Here is a 16975-nt window from a genome sequence, read left to right on the forward strand (position 1 = left end):
TGAGCATCACTTAGCTGTTCAGGCAAGCCATCGAATGCAGACAGGACGACCTAATGCCGGAGTTTGCTGTCCTTAAGCACAGATACATCCCAATTGGAGCGTTCCATGATCGACCTGTATTACTGGACCACCCCCAACGGCCACAAGATCTCCCTGTTCCTGGAAGAAGCCGGCCTGCCCTACACCCTGTACCCGGTGAACATCGGCCTGGGTGAGCAATTCAAGCCCGAATTCCTGAAGATCGCGCCCAACAACCGCATTCCGGCGATCGTTGACCACCAACCCGCCGATGGCGGCCAGCCACTGTCGCTGTTCGAGTCCGGGGCGATCCTGTTGTACCTCGCGGAAAAGACCGGCCAGTTCCTGCCCCAGGACCTGCGCGGGCGCCAGGAAGCCCTGCAATGGCTGTTCTGGCAGATGGGCGGGCTGGGACCGATGGCTGGGCAGAATCATCACTTCAGCCAGTTCGCCCCGGAAAAGATCCCCTACGCCATCAAACGTTATGTGGATGAAACCGCGCGCCTGTACGGCGTGCTCGATCGGCGCCTGGCGGACCGCAAGTTCGTCGCCGGCAGCGACTACAGCATTGCCGACATGGCGATCTATCCCTGGATCGCTTCCTACAAGAAGCAGAGCCAGAAACTCGAGGACTTCCCGCATCTGCAGCGCTGGTTCAACAGCATCCAGGCCCGGCCGGCTACCGAGCGGGCCTATGCCCTGGTAGAGCAGGTCAATCCCGCCTCCTGAACCTTGTGCCTGCAGGAGCTGGCTTGCCAGTCACGGTGCCCGCAAGGGCCAGCCAAGGCCAGAAGGCCTCTTCGCCGGCAAGCCGGCTCCTACGGGTTTTGCCAGGCGCCGACGCGCCGGCGATCGCTATTTGCAGCGTCGTCGAGAAATACCTCCTGCCCCCGCTTGCGCGGCACTCGCCTGCTCACTAACGTAGCGCCTTTATCGACGCTACCCCCCGCAGGAGCTTTGCCATGGCCTCGCCAGCCTTCTCACATTTTCTTCCCCGGTTCGGCGTTGCCGCGGCAGTGGCCAGTGCTCTGAGCCTGGCCGGTTGCCAGTCCTGGAACACTCAAGACACCCTGCCCCCCACCTCTGGCGTGCAACCGCTCAAGGGCCTGGCACAGAACGTTTCCGTGCGGCGCAACGCGGTCGGCGTACCGCTGATCGAAAGCAGCAGCTTCCATGACGCCCTGTTCACCCTGGGTTATGTGCACGCCAGCGACCGCATTGGCCAGATGGTGACCCTGCGCCTGCTGGCACAGGGCCGCCTGGCCGAAATGTCCGGTGCCGACGCACTGGAAGTGGACCGCCTGATGCGCGCGATCAACCTGAAGAAAAGCGCCGATGAGCTGTACAAGGCTTCGTCGCCACGGATCAAGCGCTTCTTCGAGGTCTATGCCCGGGGCGTCAACGCCTACCTGTTCCGCTATCGCGACAAGCTGCCGCCGGACCTGGCAGCCCAGGGCTACACCCCCGAATACTGGAAAGCCGAGGATTCGGCGCTGATCTTCTGCCTGCTGAACTTCGGCCAGTCCGCCAACCTGCAAGAAGAGATCAACGCCCTGGTGCTGGCGCAGAAAGTCGGCAGCGACAAACTGCCGTGGCTGACTCCGAGCTATCCCGATGAACCCCTGCCCCTGGCCGAAGCGGACAAGCTCAAGGGCCTGAATCTCACTGTGCCGGGCCTGAACGAAGTCAGCCGCGCCATCAACCGTCTGGCCCAGCTCAACAGCCTGGGCACCCGCGGCGGCAGCAACCTGGCCATCGCCCCACAGCGCAGCCGCACCGACCGCAGCCTGCTGGCCGCCGACAGCCACCTGCAAGCCTGGTACTACACCCAGATCCGCGCGCCTAAATACCAGGCCGCTGGCGCGTCCATCGCTGGCCTGCCGGCGATTCTCCAGGGCTTCAACGGCAAGGTGGCCTGGAGCATGAGCTCGGTGGAGGGAGACAACCAGGACCTGTTCCTGGAAAAGCTCAAGCGCCAGGGCAACGCCCTGTACTACCAGAACAACGGCAAATGGCAGCCGGTGACCGTGCGCAACGAAACCTACTTCGTCAAAGGCCAGCGGCCGATTCGCGAAGCCGTGTACGAAACCCGCCATGGCCCGCTGCTCAACAGCGCCCTGGGGGCAGCGCTCGGTAACGGTTTCGGCCTGGCCCTGCAGACGCCGGAGCTCAAGGACGACAAGACCCTGGACGCCTTCTTCGACCTGTCCCGGGCGCAGAATGTCGAGAAGGCCTCGGATGCCAGTCGGGAAATCCGCGCCATCGCCCTGAACATGGTGTTTGCCGACGCCAGCAACATCGGCTGGCAGGTCACCGGGCGCTTCCCCAACCGCCGCGAAGGCGAAGGCCTGCTGCCCTCACCGGGTTGGGATGGCCGTTACGACTGGGACGGCTACGCCGACCCGATGCTCCACCCCTACGACCAGGACCCGCCCCAGGGCTGGATCGCCACCGCCAACCAGCGAGTGATCTCGCGGGGCTACGGCATGCAGCTGTCCAATTCCTGGCACGCCCCGGAACGGGCCGAGCGCATGGCCGGTCTGGCCTCCAGCGGCAAGCAGGACAACCGCAGCCTGATCGCCCTGCAGTACGACCAAAGCACCCTGTTCGCCGCCAAACTGAAAAAGATGTTCGAAGCTCCGGGCATGGCCCAGCCGCTGAAGCAGGCCATCGAGGCCTTGCCCGATACCGAACGCGCCAAGGCCAGGGAAGCCTATAGCCGCTTGCTGGCGTTCGACGGCAAGGTCAGCGCCGGCTCGGCCGACGCGGCGTTGTACGAATTGTTCCTGCAGGAGAGCGCCAAGCAGATCTTCCTCGACAAGCTCGGCCCCGAGTCCAGTGACGCCTGGCAAGCCTTCGTCGCCAACGGCAACCTTTCCTACTCGGCCCAGGCCGACCACCTGTTGGGCCAGGAAGATAGCCCGTTCTGGGACGATTCGCGCACCGCGCAAAAGGAAGACAAGCCAGCCATCCTCGCCCGCAGCCTGGCAGCCGCCATCAGCTCCGGCGAGCAACTGCTGGGCGCCGACCGCAAGGCCTGGCAATGGGGCAAGCTGCACAGCTATCAGTGGACCAACGCCAATGGCCGGCAGATCCGTGGCCCGCTTCAGGCCGGGGGCGACCACAACACCATCAACAGCGCCGCGTACCGTTGGGGGCAGGATTTTGCCATCACCGATACACCGGCCCTGCGCTTGATCGTGGATTTCGGCCTCAGCGAACCCTTGATGGGCCTCAACAGCAGCGGCCAGTCCAGCAACCCGGTGAGCCCCAACTATGCCAACGGCATCGACGGCTGGCTCAAGGCCCAGTACCTGAGCCTGCCGATGCAACCGCAGAACTTCGAGCGCAGCTACGGCAAGACCCGCCTGACCCTGGTTCCAGGCAAGTAACCTTCCCCCACCCGCTTGCACGTCCTGTGCAAGCGGGCCTGCTCCAAAACGAACAGCTCACCGGCGCCCTCAACCGCGCTTGGCACTGACAGCCCTGTCAGTTCGCCCATCGTAGATTGCCCACCCCTTCGCACCTTATTGGCGCCTGCCAAAAAACACGCCCCATCTCGGCGCACGGGTTCCCTCGTGTCGCTGCTTTCCAGCGCTTTTAAAACACCTGTTCGGGACTCTGGTTCGGAAATTGCTACTTTCATTAAGTCTTATGCGGTCCAGTAACAGTACTCATGCGCCACAAGCGCTCATATTGGTTCTTAGGGATTGAATAATGAAAAAAGCATTGCTGACCCTTTCTGCATTGGCTCTCTGCATGGCCGCCGGCTCCGCGCTGGCCAAGGAATACAAGGAACTGCGCTTCGGCGTCGACCCTTCCTACGCCCCCTTCGAATCCAAGGCCGCCGACGGCAGCCTGGTGGGTTTCGACATCGACCTGGGCAATGCCATCTGTGCCGAGCTGAAGGTCAAGTGCAAGTGGGTCGAAAGTGACTTCGACGGCATGATTCCAGGCCTCAAGGCCAATAAATTCGACGGTGTGATCTCGTCCATGACCGTCACCCCGGCTCGCGAGAAAGTCATCGACTTCTCCAACGAACTGTTTTCCGGCCCCACCGCATTCGTGTTCAAGAAAGGCTCGGGACTGAGCGAAGACACCGCCTCGCTCAAGGGCAAGACCGTCGGCTACGAGCAGGGCACCATCCAGGAAGCCTACGCCAAGGCCGTGCTGGACAAGGCCGGGGTCAAGACCCAGGCCTATCAGAACCAGGACCAGGTCTATGCGGACCTGACTTCCGGGCGCCTCGATGCCTCGATCCAGGACATGCTGCAGGCCGAACTGGGCTTCCTCAAGTCACCGCAAGGCGCTGACTATGAGATCAGCAAGCCGGTGGACGACCCGCTGCTGCCGGCCAAGACCGCGGTGGGTATCTCGAAAGGTAACAAAGAGCTGAAAGCGCTTCTGGATAAAGGTATCAAAGCGTTACACGATGATGGCACCTACGCCACCATCCAGAAAAAACACTTCGGTGACCTGAACCTCTACAGCGGTAAATAACCTGTCGGCGCCCATCCTCGATGGGCGCCTTTTTTATCGCTACGGGTCACAGATCGATGCTCGAAGAACTTCTAAAAAACCTGGGGCTTTCCGCGCTCAGCCTGAAGGGTTTCGGCCCTCTGCTGCTGGAAGGTACCTGGATGACCATCAAGTTGTCGGTGTTGTCGCTGCTGGTCAGCGTTTTACTGGGGCTGATCGGCGCCAGCGCCAAATTGTCCAGCGTTGCCCTGCTGCGGGTTCCGGCACAGCTCTACACCACCCTGATCCGCGGCGTGCCGGACCTGGTCCTGATGCTGCTGATTTTCTACAGCCTGCAAACCTGGTTGACCTCCTTTACCGATTTCATGGAGTGGGACTACATCGAGATCAATCCCTTCAGCGCCGGGGTGATCACTCTGGGTTTCATCTATGGCGCCTACTTCACCGAAACCTTTCGCGGGGCGATCCTTGCCGTGCCCCGGGGCCAGGTGGAAGCGGCCACCGCCTATGGCCTGAAACGCGGCCAGCGCTTTCGCTTCGTGGTCTTTCCGCAAATGATGCGCTTTGCCCTGCCAGGCATCGGCAACAACTGGATGGTGATGCTCAAGGCCACGGCCCTGGTATCGATCATTGGCCTGGCCGACCTGGTCAAGGCTGCGCAGGACGCCGGCAAGAGCACCTACCAACTCTTCTACTTCCTGGTTCTGGCGGCGCTGATCTACCTGTTGATCACCAGTGCCTCCAACTTTGTCCTGCGCAGGCTTGAACGGCGTTACGCCGCCGGCGCCCGGGAGGCCGTGCGATGATCGAACTCCTGCAGGAATACTGGCGTCCCTTCCTTTATAGCGATGGCTACCACGTGACCGGCCTGGCCATGACCATGTGGCTGCTCAGTGCCTCGATCTGCATCGGCTTTTTGGTGTCGATCCCGCTGTCCATCGCCCGGGTCTCGCCCAAGCGCTACATCCGCTGGCCGGTGCAGTTCTACACCTACCTGTTTCGTGGCACACCGCTCTATATCCAGTTGCTGATCTGCTACACCGGGATCTACAGCATCGCCGCGATTCGCGCACAGCCAGTCCTGGATGCGTTCTTTCGCGATGCAATGAACTGCACCATCCTTGCCTTCGCCATGAACACCTGCGCCTACACCACGGAGATCTTCGCCGGGGCGATCCGCAGCATGGCCCACGGCGAAGTCGAAGCGGCCAAGGCCTATGGCCTCAGCGGCTGGAAGCTGTACGCCTACGTGATCATGCCCTCGGCCCTGCGCCGCTCGTTGCCCTACTACAGCAACGAAGTGATCCTGATGCTGCACTCCACCACCGTGGCCTTCACCGCGACCATTCCCGACATTCTGAAAATCGCCCGCGACGCCAACTCGGCGACCTTCCTGACATTTCAGTCGTTCGGCATCGCCGCCATCATCTACCTGTGCGTGACCTTCGCCCTGGTGGGCCTGTTCCGCCTCGCCGAACGCCGCTGGCTGGCCTTCCTCGGGCCGACCCACTAGGACTTGCTGCAGGAAAACCGTCAATGCGCCACGAAATCCACGACCTGCTCGCCCCGCTGCCGGGCACCGCGCGCCAGGTCCACAGCTTTCACTTCGGCCCGCCCCAGGCCGCCGGCAAGGTCTATATCCAGTCCTCCCTGCACGCCGACGAGTTGCCCGGCATGCTGGTGGCCTGGCACCTCAAGCAACACCTGGCCGAGCTGGAAGCCACCGGGCGCCTGCGCCAGGAAATCGTCCTGGTGCCGGTGGCCAATCCGGTGGGCCTGGAACAGGTGCTGATGGATGTGCCCCTGGGCCGCTACCATCTTGAAAGCGGGCAGAACTTCAACCGCGGCTTCGCCGACCTGGGCGAACAAGTCGGCGATGCCATCGAAGGGCTGCTCAATGCCGACCCTGAACACAACCTTGAACTGATCCGCCGTCACCTGATCGATGCCCTGGCGCGCCAGCGGCCGCAAACCCAACTGCAGTCCCTGCAGTTGACCCTGCAACGGCTGGCCTGCGATGCCGACATGGTGCTGGACCTGCATTGCGACTTCGAGGCTGTGGCGCATCTCTACACCACCCCCGAAGCCTGGCCCCGGGTGGAGCCGCTGGCTCGCTACCTGGGCGCCGAAGCCTGCCTGCTGGCCACCGACTCCGCGGCCTGGTCGTTCGACGAATGCTTCAGCCTGCTGTGGTGGCAACTTCAACAGCGCTTCGGCGAGCGCTTCGCCATCCCGACAGGCAGCTTTGCGGTGACCGTCGAGCTGCGCGGCCAGGGCGACGTCAACCACGGCCTGGCCAGCCTCGACTGCCAGGCCCTGATCGACTACCTGACCCGGCTTGGGGCCATCGACGGTGAAGCGCCGCCACTGCCCGAGCTGCCCTTCCCGGCCACGCCCCTGGCCGGTGTCGAACCGGTGGCGACCCCGGTAGGCGGGCTGCTGGTGTTCAACGCGCTGCCGGGGGAATACCTGGAAGCCGGGCAACTGGTGGCCGAAATCATCGACCCGATCCACGACCGGGTCACCCCCATCCATTGCAACAACGCCGGGCTCATGTACGCCCGCTCGCTGCGACGCATGGCCACCGCAGGCATGGTGATCGCCCATGTCGCCGGTCGCGAGGCCTATCGCAGCGGTTACCTACTTTCGCCTTGAGGATGCACGCCCCCATGTACAAATTGACCGTTGAAGGCCTGCATAAATGCTATGGCGACAATGAAGTGCTCAAAGGTGTTTCCCTCAAGGCCAGGACCGGCGACGTGATCAGCCTGATCGGCGCCAGCGGCTCGGGCAAGAGCACCTTCCTGCGCTGCATCAACTTTCTCGAAACCCCGGATGACGGCGCCATGAGCCTGGATGGCCAGCAGATCCGCATGGTCAGCGACCGCCACGGCATGCACGTGGCCGACCCGGCCGAGCTGCAGCGGATTCGCACCCGCCTGGCAATGGTGTTCCAGCACTTCAACCTGTGGAGCCACATGACCGTGCTGGAAAACATCACCATGGCCCCGCGCCGGGTGCTGGGGGTCAGCACCAGGGAGGCCGAGGAACGCGCCCGGCGTTACCTGGACAAGGTCGGCCTGCCGGCACGAGTGGCCAGCCAGTACCCGGCGTTTCTCTCCGGCGGCCAGCAGCAACGGGTGGCCATCGCCCGGGCCCTGGCCATGGAGCCGGAGGTCATGCTGTTCGACGAACCCACCTCGGCCCTGGACCCGGAGCTGGTAGGCGAGGTGCTCAAGGTGATCCAGGGCCTGGCCGAAGAGGGCCGGACCATGATCATGGTCACCCACGAGATGAGTTTTGCGCGCAAGGTGTCCAGCCAGGTGCTGTTCCTGCACAAGGGCCTGGTGGAAGAAGAAGGGGCTCCGGAGGACGTGCTGGGCAACCCGAAAAGCGAGCGCTTGCAGCAGTTTCTCAGCGGCAACCTGAAGTAACAGCGGTACCGCGCCCGTTCAGGCTCTGGGCCGGGCGGGCGCGGTACGGGCTTCAGGCGACAGGCGCGGGAGGCGGCTCGTCGGGCAGGGTCGGTTCGCCCGGCTCGGTGGGTTCAAGGGGTTGCGGGGAATCGGGATCCGGCTGGCCGGGAATGCCACCGGCCATGCTGACGGGAGGATGCGCCAGCAGGGTCCAGGCCAGTACGCCAACCTGATTGGGTTCCAGCCTGGCCAAGGTGGCACTGATTCGCGGATCTATCTTCATGAGGGCACTCCTGAGCTGTGCCGGGTACGCCTTGCGCGTACCGGCAGTACCTCCAATAGAGTGCCTGCCGGCTCAGGAATTCCCGCTATTCGTCAGACAGACGAACTCAGGTGCGTGGCAGGGTCACGCCGCGCTGGCCCTGGTATTTGCCGCCACGGTCCTTGTAGGACACTTCGCACTCTTCGTCCGACTCCAGGAACAGCATCTGCGCCACGCCTTCGTTGGCGTAGATCTTCGCCGGCAAGGTGGTGGTGTTGGAGAACTCCAGGGTCACGTGGCCTTCCCACTCGGGTTCCAGCGGGGTCACGTTGACGATGATGCCGCAACGGGCATAGGTGCTCTTGCCCAGGCAGATGGTCAGCACGTTGCGCGGAATGCGGAAGTACTCGACGGTGCGTGCCAGGGCAAAGGAGTTCGGCGGAATGATGCAGACGTCGCTCTTGATGTCGACGAAGCTCTTTTCATCGAAGTTCTTCGGATCGACAGTGGCCGAATTGATGTTGGTGAACACCTTGAATTCGTCGGCGCAACGCACGTCGTAGCCGTAGCTCGACACCCCGAAGGAGATCAGCCGATCCTGGCCTTCGCCACGCATCTGGCGCTCTACGAAGGGCTCGATCATGCCGTGCTCTTGCGCCATGCGGCGAATCCACTTGTCCGATTTGATGCTCATGGCGGGTGTCCTGAAATAGCGAGGTGAAAAAAAACGGTCTGGCATCTTACCGGGGCGCGAGGTCGGGTTCAAAGTCTGGGACGTTTTTCTCGCCTCACGCCACGATTTTCAAGGGCTGGGCGACGAGCGCCCCGCCGTCAGTCACGAAAACCGAGAAACCTTCGCACTGACCATTGGCACGTTCAGGAAAAAGGGTTAAGGTGGCGCCACTGTGCTGCTTGTGTCACTGAGAATCTCTACACGATGTTGAATTTCGATCCAACCATCTCCAAGAATTTTTCCTGCTCTTTGCACTCAGTCTCGGCCAGGGCTTTTCCTGAGTCGCAGTTAACTTTGTCCAAGGAGATACACCATGTCTAATCGCCAAACCGGTACCGTTAAGTGGTTCAACGATGAAAAAGGCTTCGGCTTCATCACTCCACAATCCGGTGACGACCTGTTCGTACACTTCAAAGCTATCCAATCCGACGGCTTCAAAAGCCTGAAAGAAGGCCAACAGGTTTCTTTCATCGCTACCCGCGGTCAGAAAGGCATGCAAGCTGAAGAAGTTCAAGTTATCTAACTTGTACTGATCCAGTAAAAAAGCCCCGCCCTCAACAGCGGGGCTTTTTTGTGCCCGTCACTTTTGTCGGCGCCCTCGTTGAAAAGGCGCCCATGCGTCCCGGGTTACCAGGTCACGCCAAAGCCCACGGTGTAGCGGGTCTTGTCCAGGTCGCTGTCTTCGGTACCGCGGATCAGGTCTTTTTCCGCCTTGAGGTTCAACGAAGCCCAGTCGGTGACCTTGTAGCGTAGCCCCATCTCGGCATCCAGTGCATAGTCGGCCACTCCCGAAAGCGGCCGCCCCACCTCGCCATTGGTGAAGAACTCCACCCGCTTGCCGATCAGGTAACGGTTGTAGTCCCACTTCATCGCCAGGGAATAGAAGTTGTCCTTGCCGCCATCGGCGTACTCGTAATCGGTACGGTTGAGCAGCGAGCCCAGGGAGAACGCGCCCAGCTCATCATCCCAGAACTGGTAGCCGGGGCCGGTACCCACCACCCGCTGCCGCGCCAGGTCCTCGACCTTGTCCCGCTTGTAGGTCAGGCGCCCTTCCCAGAACCACTTTTCCGTGATGAAACGGTCCAGAGCGTACTCGGCGCTCCAGTTGTCCGTGGTCACCACATGATCCTGGAACTCACGGTTGTATTCGCCCTGGGCATTGTGGCGCCAGGCCCCGTGACGCGCCGAGGTCTTGAAGTCGATGTCGTAGTCATCAGTGTTCTTTTCGGCGCGCTTGTAGTCCATGGCCACATCGACGTTGCCTTTCCAGACCATGTCCTCCACCAGCGGCTTGGGCTTCATGATCTGCTGGATGCTCGCCAGCTCCACCGTCTTGGGCGCCTCGCCGTTGGCCAGGATCACCTTGCCTTCGTCCGCCGCCTGCAGCGACTTGGCCTTCTCCCCGGTGTAGGCATCCTGCTTGACCAGCAGCTCCTGGTCGCTCTCCAGAGTCTTGACCTGCTTCCAGTCAATATTGATGGCGCCGCCATAGTCGGTCTGGATCAACAGCTTGCCGCCGTCGAACACCTTGATCTTGCCACTCAGGCGATCACCGTTCTTCAACCACACGGTATCGGCCAATACAGGCATGGAGGCGCTGAGCACCGCGAAACACAGCAAAGTTCTAGGCAACATAAGCAATAGAGGACTCGATCTTGCGAAAAAAAACGGCATTATTCCTGCTGAACAAGCCTTAGTCAGGACTGACCCGGGTATTGAGAGTGAGTTCAATACTCATCCGGCTTTGATCACCACAGCCGACCAGCGTCCCTCCTCTATTATCTGGAACCGCGAATGTGACCGAACACAGCGAAGAGCCGCAAAGCCCTGCACAGATCCGACGTACGGCGCTGTACCTGACCCTGGCCCAGGTCCCCGAAGGCAGGGTGGTGAGCTATGGCCAACTGGCGGAGATGGCAGGCCTGGGGCGGGCGGCACGCTGGGTCGGGCGCACCCTCAGCCAGTTGCCCGCCGACACCAGTCTGCCCTGGCATCGAGTGCTCGGCGCCGGTGGTCGCCTGAGCTTGCCGGCCGGCAGTCCCTCGGGCGACGAGCAGCGGGCCAGACTGCGTGGCGAAGGTGTCTCTATCCTGAACAATCGCGTGGATATTCAGCGCCATGGCTGGCGCCCGGTGGAGCACAGCGGTTAGAGTGCGCGCTTTGTTTCCGTAATCTGAGGCAGACTTCAGCCCATGCCCCGTAAAACCTGGCGCGCCGCACTTGCCGCCTATGCCAGCCCCTCGACGCTCGTGCTGTTGCTGCTTGGTTTCGCCGCCGGCATGCCTTACATGCTGGTGTTCTCGACTCTTTCGGTGTGGTTGCGCGAGGCCGGTGTGGCCCGTGAAACCATCGGTTACGCCAGCCTGATCGGCCTGGCCTATGCCTTCAAGTGGGTATGGTCGCCCTTGCTCGACCAATGGCGCCTGCCCCTCCTGGGCAAGCTCGGTCGACGTCGTTCCTGGCTGGTGCTGGCGCAGACCCTGGTGATTCTCGGCCTGATCGGCATGGGCTTCTGCGACCCGCAAAAGCACCTTTCCTGGCTGATTGCCATTGCGGTGATCGTGGCATTCGCCTCGGCCACCCAGGACATCGCCATCGACGCCTACCGCCTGGAAATCGCCGACGACAGCCGCCAGGCCGCCCTTGCCGCCAGTTACATGTCCGGCTATCGGGTTGCCGTGCTGCTGGCCACTGCCGGCGCACTGTTTTTCGCCGAAGGCTTCGGTTCCACCGGTTTCAGCTACAAGCACTCGGCCTGGACCGGCACCTACGTGCTGTTCGGGGTCCTGATGATCCCGGCCCTGATCACCACCTTGCTGATGCGTGAACCCGCGGTGCCGCTGCGCACCCAACTGTCCGCCGGGCGCTACAGCTTCGCTCACCAGTTGATCTCGGTATTCGTGCTGATCGTGCTACTGGTTTCCGTCCCCGCCACCTTCACCCAGCTGTACAACACCGACTTCGCCAGCGTGATCTTCGACGGCGTCAGCCTGCTGGACCTGCTGCTGGAAGACCGCGCCTTCCTGCGGGCCATCCTCTACATCACCCTCAGCACCCTGTGCCTCTCGGCCATGGGCCGCCGGGGCCTGGCGCCGGTGCTGACGCCGGTCAACGACTTCATCCTGCGCTATCGCTGGCAAGCCTTTCTGCTATTGGGGCTGATTGCCACCTATCGCATGTCGGACACGGTCATGGGCGTCATGGCCAACGTGTTCTACATCGACCAGGGTTTCACCAAAGACCAGATCGCCGGGGTCAGCAAGATCTTCGGGCTGATCATGACCCTGCTCGGCGCCGGCATGGGCGGCCTGCTGATCGTGCGGTTCGGCATCCTGCCGATCCTGTTCATCGGCGGCGCCGCATCGGCAGGGACCAACCTGCTGTTCCTGATGCTTGCCGACATGGGCCCCAACCTGAAGATGCTGATCGTCACCATTTCCCTGGACAACTTCAGTTCAGGCATGGCCACTTCAGCCTTCGTCGCCTACCTGTCGAGCCTGACCAACCTCAAGTTCTCCGCCACCCAGTACGCCCTGCTCAGTTCCATCATGCTGCTGCTGCCGCGCCTGATCGGCGGCTATTCCGGGGTCATGGTGGAAAAGTTCGGCTATCACGACTTCTTTCTCATCACCGCGATCCTCGGGGTGCCGACACTGATCCTGATCGCCATTCACTGGTTCCAGGAGAGCCGCCGCGCCGGGCCGAAACCCGAGCCCGAAAGCTCCGCCAACAGCACCGCAGTCGGCGAAGAATCCTAGAAAATCCCGGGGGTTGCGCACTTTTCGCAGTAGCCCCCGCCCCCTCCGAGCGCAATCCTGTACGCCAGCGGAACTCGCCCGTACAATGCTCCGTCACTTCCAGTCTTCAGCAACCGACAACGGCCTACCATGCGCACCAGTCAATATTTGCTCGCCACACAGAAAGAAACGCCTTCCGACGCGGTCGTGATCAGCCATCAGCTGATGCTGCGCGCCGGCATGATCCGTAAACTGGCTTCCGGCCTGTACACCTGGCTGCCGATGGGCTTGCGGGTGATGCGCAAGGTTGAAGCCATCGTTCGCGAAGAAATGAACGCCGCGGGCGCGCTTGAAGTGTTGATGCCGAGCACTCAGCCGGCTGAGCTGTGGCAGGAATCCGGTCGCTGGGAAGAATACGGCCCGGAGCTGCTGCGCTTCAAAGACCGTCACGGTCGCGATTTCTGCGCCGGCCCGACCCACGAAGAAGTGATCACCGATCTGGCTCGCAACGAGCTGAGCAGCTACAAGCAGCTGCCGCTGAACCTGTACCAGATCCAGACCAAATTCCGCGATGAAATCCGCCCACGCTTCGGTCTGATGCGCGGCCGCGAGTTCATCATGAAGGACGCCTACTCCTTCCACGCCGACCAGGCGTCCTTGCAGGTCACCTACGACCGCATGCACCAGGCTTATTGCAATGTCTTCACTCGCCTGGGCCTGAAGTTCCGCCCGGTTGAAGCGGACAACGGCTCCATCGGCGGCGCCGGCTCCCACGAATTCCACGTGCTGGCCGAATCCGGTGAAGACGATATCGTCTTCAGCAACGGCTCCGACTACGCGGCGAACATCGAGAAAGCCGAGGCCGTGCCTCGCGAAACCTCGCGCCCAGCGCCAGCCGAAGAACTGCGCCTGGTCGATACGCCAGAAACCAAGACCATTGCCGCGCTGGTGGAAAAATTCAATCTGCCGATTGAAAAGACCATCAAGACCCTGATCGTCCACGCCGAAGAGCCAGGCAAGCTGATTGCCCTGATCATCCGTGGCGACCACGAACTCAACGAAATCAAGGCCGCCAACCAGCCTGGCGTTGCCAGCCCGCTGGTCATGGCGTCCGATGCCGAACTGCGTGACGCCATTGGCGCCGGCGCCGGTTCCCTCGGCCCGCTGAACCTGCCGCTGCCGATCATCATCGACCGCTCGGTCGAGCTGATGAGCGACTTCGGTATCGGTGCGAACATCGACGACAAGCACTACTTCGGCGTCAACTGGGAACGCGATCTTCCGGTTCCGACCGTGGCCGACCTGCGTAACGTGGTAGCCGGCGACCCGAGCCCGGACGGCAAGGGCACCCTGGAAATCAAGCGCGGCATCGAAGTCGGGCACATCTTCCAGCTGGGCAACAAGTACAGCAAGGCGATGAAGTGCGAAGTGCTGGGCGAGAACGGCAAGCCGGTGACCCTGGAAATGGGTTGCTACGGCATTGGCGTATCCCGCGTGGTGGCTGCTGCCATCGAGCAGAACAACGATGCCAACGGCATCATCTGGAGCGACACCCTGGCGCCGTTCCAGATTGCCCTGGTGCCACTGCGCTACGAAACCGAGCAGGTTCGCGAAGCCACCGACAAGCTCTACGCGGAACTCACCGCTGCCGGCTTCGAAGTGCTGCTGGACGATCGTGACAAGAAGACCAGCCCGGGCATCAAGTTCGCGGACATGGAGCTGATCGGCATTCCTCACCGGATCGTGGTCAGCGACCGCGGCCTCGCCGAAGGCAACCTGGAATACAAGAGCCGTACCGAAGCCGAGGCGCAAGCACTGCCCGTGGCCGACGTGCTGTCCTTCCTTCAAGCCCGTATCCGTCGCTGAAACCAGATAGAGAAGTCATGTTCAAGCGAAACACCTTAAGCCTCGGGGGCGCCGCTTTATGCGGCGCCCTGCTGGTCAGCGGCTGTGCCAACCAGATGTCGCAACGCAGCGAACACGAGGAACGTGTCGAGCGCAAACTGCTCGATCACAGCCTGCAGATCGATGTCGGTGAGCCTAAGGTGCTTGAGCTGCCGCAACGCCGAGTGCGCATTCACGAACAGAAGACCTTCGAAGTCACCGAGTTCGAGGTCACCCGCCGCTACGATCGCTACACGCCCTACCAACCCTGGCGCGAGATCTACGAGATCCCGCTGGGCGCGGTGGCACTGGTGGCGGGCGTCGGGGCCAATGTGGTCAATGTGTTCGCCCTGGGCAACCTGCCGGACAGCGTGACCAAGGACTGGATCAGCTACGGCGTGTCCGGACTCAACCCGTTCATGAACATGCCCTCCCATGGCCGTGCCCAGCAGAACCTGGCAGCCATCGATGAAGTCCAGCGCGACAAGCGCCTGGAGTATTCGAGCCTGCCATGGAGCGAGCGTCCGGTGCAGGTCAAGGCCGGCAAGCAGACCTACGAGCTGAGCACCGACCGCAATGGCGTGCTGCGCTTGAACCTGCTGGACAATCCGTTTTCCGAGCAGGACCTGAATCACATCGGCAAGCTGCAGATCAGTGTCGAAGACGCTCAGGACGACGTGCATTCGGACTCCTCCCTGAGCATCAGCAGCGGCCTGCGCAGCAAGTTGCAGGAAGCCCATGCACTGATCTACGACGACCTGGAAGATGATGAGGTGAGCCAGTGGGTGCACCGGGTCAAGCGCCTGTCGGAGCTGGGCCTGGAGGAAGAAGCCAGCGAACTGGAGCAAAGCCTGATCGAGCTGACCCGCAACGATCCGGAGCTGCAGAACGAGTTCCTCAAGTCCCTGACCAAGAATGCCGGCCGCCTGGTGGCCGACCCCGGCAGCAACTGACCCCCGTAGGAGCCGGCTTGCCGGCGAAAGCGATGCCTCGGATGGATCGCAACCGGCCAGCCCCTACACCCCCCCTCGAAACAGCTCCAGCTGTTCATGACCGCCGCGCATATCCTGCAAACGCACGCCAATTCCCAGCAGGCGCACCGGCTTGCCGCCGCGCTTGAAGGCCTGGGTCAGCAATTGCCGATAACTCTCCAGGTCACGCCCCGCCCCCGCCTGTTCCAGGGTGGTCTGGGTAAAATCATGAAACTTCACTTTGACGAAAGGCTTGCCCGGCCGGTAGCTGCTGTCTATGCGCGCCATGCGCCCCGCCAGGATCTCCATCAGTTCCGGCAACTTCTGCAGGCAACTGTCCAGATCCGGCAGGTCCACGTCGTAGGTATTCTCCACGCTGATCGACTGCCGCCGGCTATCGTTCTGCACTGGCCGCTCATCGATGCCCCGGGCCAGGCTCCACAGGCGCTCGCCAAAACTGCCGAACTCGCGCACCAGCGCCAGCTTGCTCCAGCCCCGCAATTGCAGGCAGTCGACAATGCCCAGGCGCCCCAGCTTGTCCGCCGTGACCTTGCCCACACCGTGCAGCTTGCTTACTGGCAGCTCGGAGACGAAATCCTCCACTTGGTCAGGGGTGATCACAAACAGGCCGTTGGGCTTTTTCCAGTCACTGGCGATTTTCGCCAGGAATTTGTTCGGCGCCACCCCGGCCGACACGGTGATGTGCAACTGATTGGAAACCCGACGGCGAATGTCCTGGGCGATACGCGTGGCGCTGCCGGCAAAGCTCGGGCTTTCGGAAACATCCAGGTAGGCCTCGTCCAGCGACAGGGGTTCGATCAGGTCGGTGTAGTCGCGAAAGATCGTATGGATCTCTTTGGAAGCTTCCCGATAGGCCTCCATGCGCGGCTTGACGATCACCAGGTCCGGGCACAGGGTCAGGGCGTGCCGTGAGGACATGGCCGAGCGCACCCCATAGGCCCGCGCCTCATAATTGCAGGTAGCAATCACCCCACGTCGATCCGCAGACCCGCCCACCGCCAGCGGCTTGCTGGCCAGGTGCGGGGCATCGCGCATTTCGATGGCGGCGTAGAAGCAATCGCAGTCAATGTGGATGATTTTGCGCTGCATCATATAAAGGCAGAGATCATGAAAGGCACAGGTCGCAATGAAAGCAGAAGGCAAGTATCTACCGACACCTGTATATAGCACCAGTACCTTGCATCTTCGCGCTGACCTTCATCAGGTCCGGCTGAATTTATTTGCTCAATGACAACAACGCCTTCAATAGAGCTGCAAGCCCCGTTCTAGCTAGGCCCGAGCCTTCCGAAAAGCCCCTTCAAGGAAGCTAAGCGATTGAACCGGAAGCAATTTTCAAAATTTAATGATTGACAGGATCTGCCAGCTCTGTAGAATTCGGCCACACAGACGCGGGATGGAGCAGTCTGGTAGCTCGTCGGGCTCATAACCCGAAGGTCGTCGGTTCAAATCCGGCT

General features: G+C 61.8%; 16 protein-coding genes. 12 read left to right on the forward strand and 4 right to left on the reverse strand.

Annotation, left to right across the window (positions count from 1 at the left end):
• Window positions 1–105 precede the first annotated feature (105 nt).
• From ACUXVH_RS17635 to ACUXVH_RS17665, 7 genes are all read left to right on the forward strand, one after another.
• Window positions 106–747 (forward strand): glutathione binding-like protein, encoded by a 642-nt coding sequence (locus ACUXVH_RS17635; protein ID WP_015634395.1) that lies wholly within the window; start codon window positions 106–108, stop codon window positions 745–747.
• A gap of 233 nt (window positions 748–980) precedes the next feature.
• Window positions 981–3410 carry a penicillin acylase family protein gene (locus tag ACUXVH_RS17640; RefSeq protein WP_445495535.1) on the forward strand — a complete coding sequence of 810 codons (2430 nt, stop codon included), beginning with the start codon at window positions 981–983 and terminating at the stop codon, window positions 3408–3410.
• 325 nt (window positions 3411–3735) lie between these two features.
• Window positions 3736–4518, forward strand: a complete 783-nt coding sequence (locus tag ACUXVH_RS17645; protein WP_011059610.1) for a transporter substrate-binding domain-containing protein — start codon at window positions 3736–3738, stop codon at window positions 4516–4518.
• A gap of 56 nt (window positions 4519–4574) precedes the next feature.
• Window positions 4575–5303 carry an ABC transporter permease gene (locus ACUXVH_RS17650; RefSeq protein WP_011059609.1) on the forward strand — a complete coding sequence of 243 codons (729 nt, stop codon included), beginning with the start codon at window positions 4575–4577 and terminating at the stop codon, window positions 5301–5303.
• The gene (locus tag ACUXVH_RS17655) at window positions 5300–6010 is read left to right on the forward strand and encodes an ABC transporter permease (RefSeq protein WP_445495538.1); all 711 of its coding nucleotides are present in this window, start codon (window positions 5300–5302) and stop codon (window positions 6008–6010) included. Before ACUXVH_RS17650 ends, ACUXVH_RS17655 begins: the two co-directional genes overlap by 4 nt.
• A 23-nt stretch (window positions 6011–6033) precedes the next feature.
• Window positions 6034–7152 carry a succinylglutamate desuccinylase/aspartoacylase family protein gene (locus tag ACUXVH_RS17660; protein WP_445495540.1) on the forward strand — a complete coding sequence of 373 codons (1119 nt, stop codon included), beginning with the start codon at window positions 6034–6036 and terminating at the stop codon, window positions 7150–7152.
• A 14-nt stretch (window positions 7153–7166) separates the two neighbouring features.
• Window positions 7167–7931 (forward strand): ABC transporter ATP-binding protein, encoded by a 765-nt coding sequence (locus tag ACUXVH_RS17665; protein WP_015634391.1) that lies wholly within the window; start codon window positions 7167–7169, stop codon window positions 7929–7931.
• Between the two features lie 52 nt (window positions 7932–7983).
• Here the strand turns inward: ACUXVH_RS17665 and ACUXVH_RS17670 are convergent, their stop codons facing one another.
• Complete coding sequence (locus tag ACUXVH_RS17670) at window positions 7984–8196, reverse strand: hypothetical protein (RefSeq protein WP_011059605.1); 213 nt, start codon at window positions 8194–8196, stop codon at window positions 7984–7986.
• 106 nt (window positions 8197–8302) lie between these two features.
• Window positions 8303–8869, reverse strand: a complete 567-nt coding sequence (dcd, locus tag ACUXVH_RS17675; RefSeq protein WP_011059604.1) for a dCTP deaminase — start codon at window positions 8867–8869, stop codon at window positions 8303–8305.
• Between the two features lie 352 nt (window positions 8870–9221).
• Between dcd and ACUXVH_RS17680 the strand changes: the two genes are divergently transcribed.
• Entirely contained in the window at window positions 9222–9431 is a 210-nt protein-coding gene (locus ACUXVH_RS17680) for a cold-shock protein (protein ID WP_002554837.1), read from the forward strand.
• Window positions 9432–9535: 104 nt separating this feature from the next.
• On the opposite strand, the gene ACUXVH_RS17685 is transcribed toward ACUXVH_RS17680, so the two are convergent.
• Window positions 9536–10543 carry a DUF481 domain-containing protein gene (locus ACUXVH_RS17685; protein WP_026020131.1) on the reverse strand — a complete coding sequence of 336 codons (1008 nt, stop codon included), beginning with the start codon at window positions 10541–10543 and terminating at the stop codon, window positions 9536–9538.
• Between the two features lie 161 nt (window positions 10544–10704).
• On the opposite strand from ACUXVH_RS17685, the gene ACUXVH_RS17690 reads away from it, so the two are divergent.
• From ACUXVH_RS17690 to ACUXVH_RS17705, 4 genes are all read left to right on the forward strand, one after another.
• Complete coding sequence (locus tag ACUXVH_RS17690; RefSeq protein WP_015634389.1) at window positions 10705–11058, forward strand: MGMT family protein; 354 nt, start codon at window positions 10705–10707, stop codon at window positions 11056–11058.
• A gap of 42 nt (window positions 11059–11100) precedes the next feature.
• A complete protein-coding gene (locus ACUXVH_RS17695; protein WP_011059601.1) occupies window positions 11101–12666 on the forward strand; it encodes an AmpG family muropeptide MFS transporter in 1566 nt (521 codons plus the stop codon).
• A 129-nt stretch (window positions 12667–12795) separates the two neighbouring features.
• A complete protein-coding gene (locus ACUXVH_RS17700; protein WP_065364469.1) occupies window positions 12796–14511 on the forward strand; it encodes a proline--tRNA ligase in 1716 nt (571 codons plus the stop codon).
• 17 nt (window positions 14512–14528) lie between these two features.
• Window positions 14529–15482 carry a hypothetical protein gene (locus ACUXVH_RS17705; RefSeq protein ID WP_065364470.1) on the forward strand — a complete coding sequence of 318 codons (954 nt, stop codon included), beginning with the start codon at window positions 14529–14531 and terminating at the stop codon, window positions 15480–15482.
• A gap of 63 nt (window positions 15483–15545) precedes the next feature.
• Here the strand turns inward: ACUXVH_RS17705 and dinB are convergent, their stop codons facing one another.
• Window positions 15546–16613: a DNA polymerase IV gene (gene dinB, locus ACUXVH_RS17710; protein ID WP_065364471.1), complete on the reverse strand. Its 1068-nt coding sequence runs from the start codon at window positions 16611–16613 to the stop codon at window positions 15546–15548.
• Window positions 16614–16975: the final 362 nt, after the last annotated feature.

This window comes from Pseudomonas sp. 8(2025) (assembly GCF_052665325.1).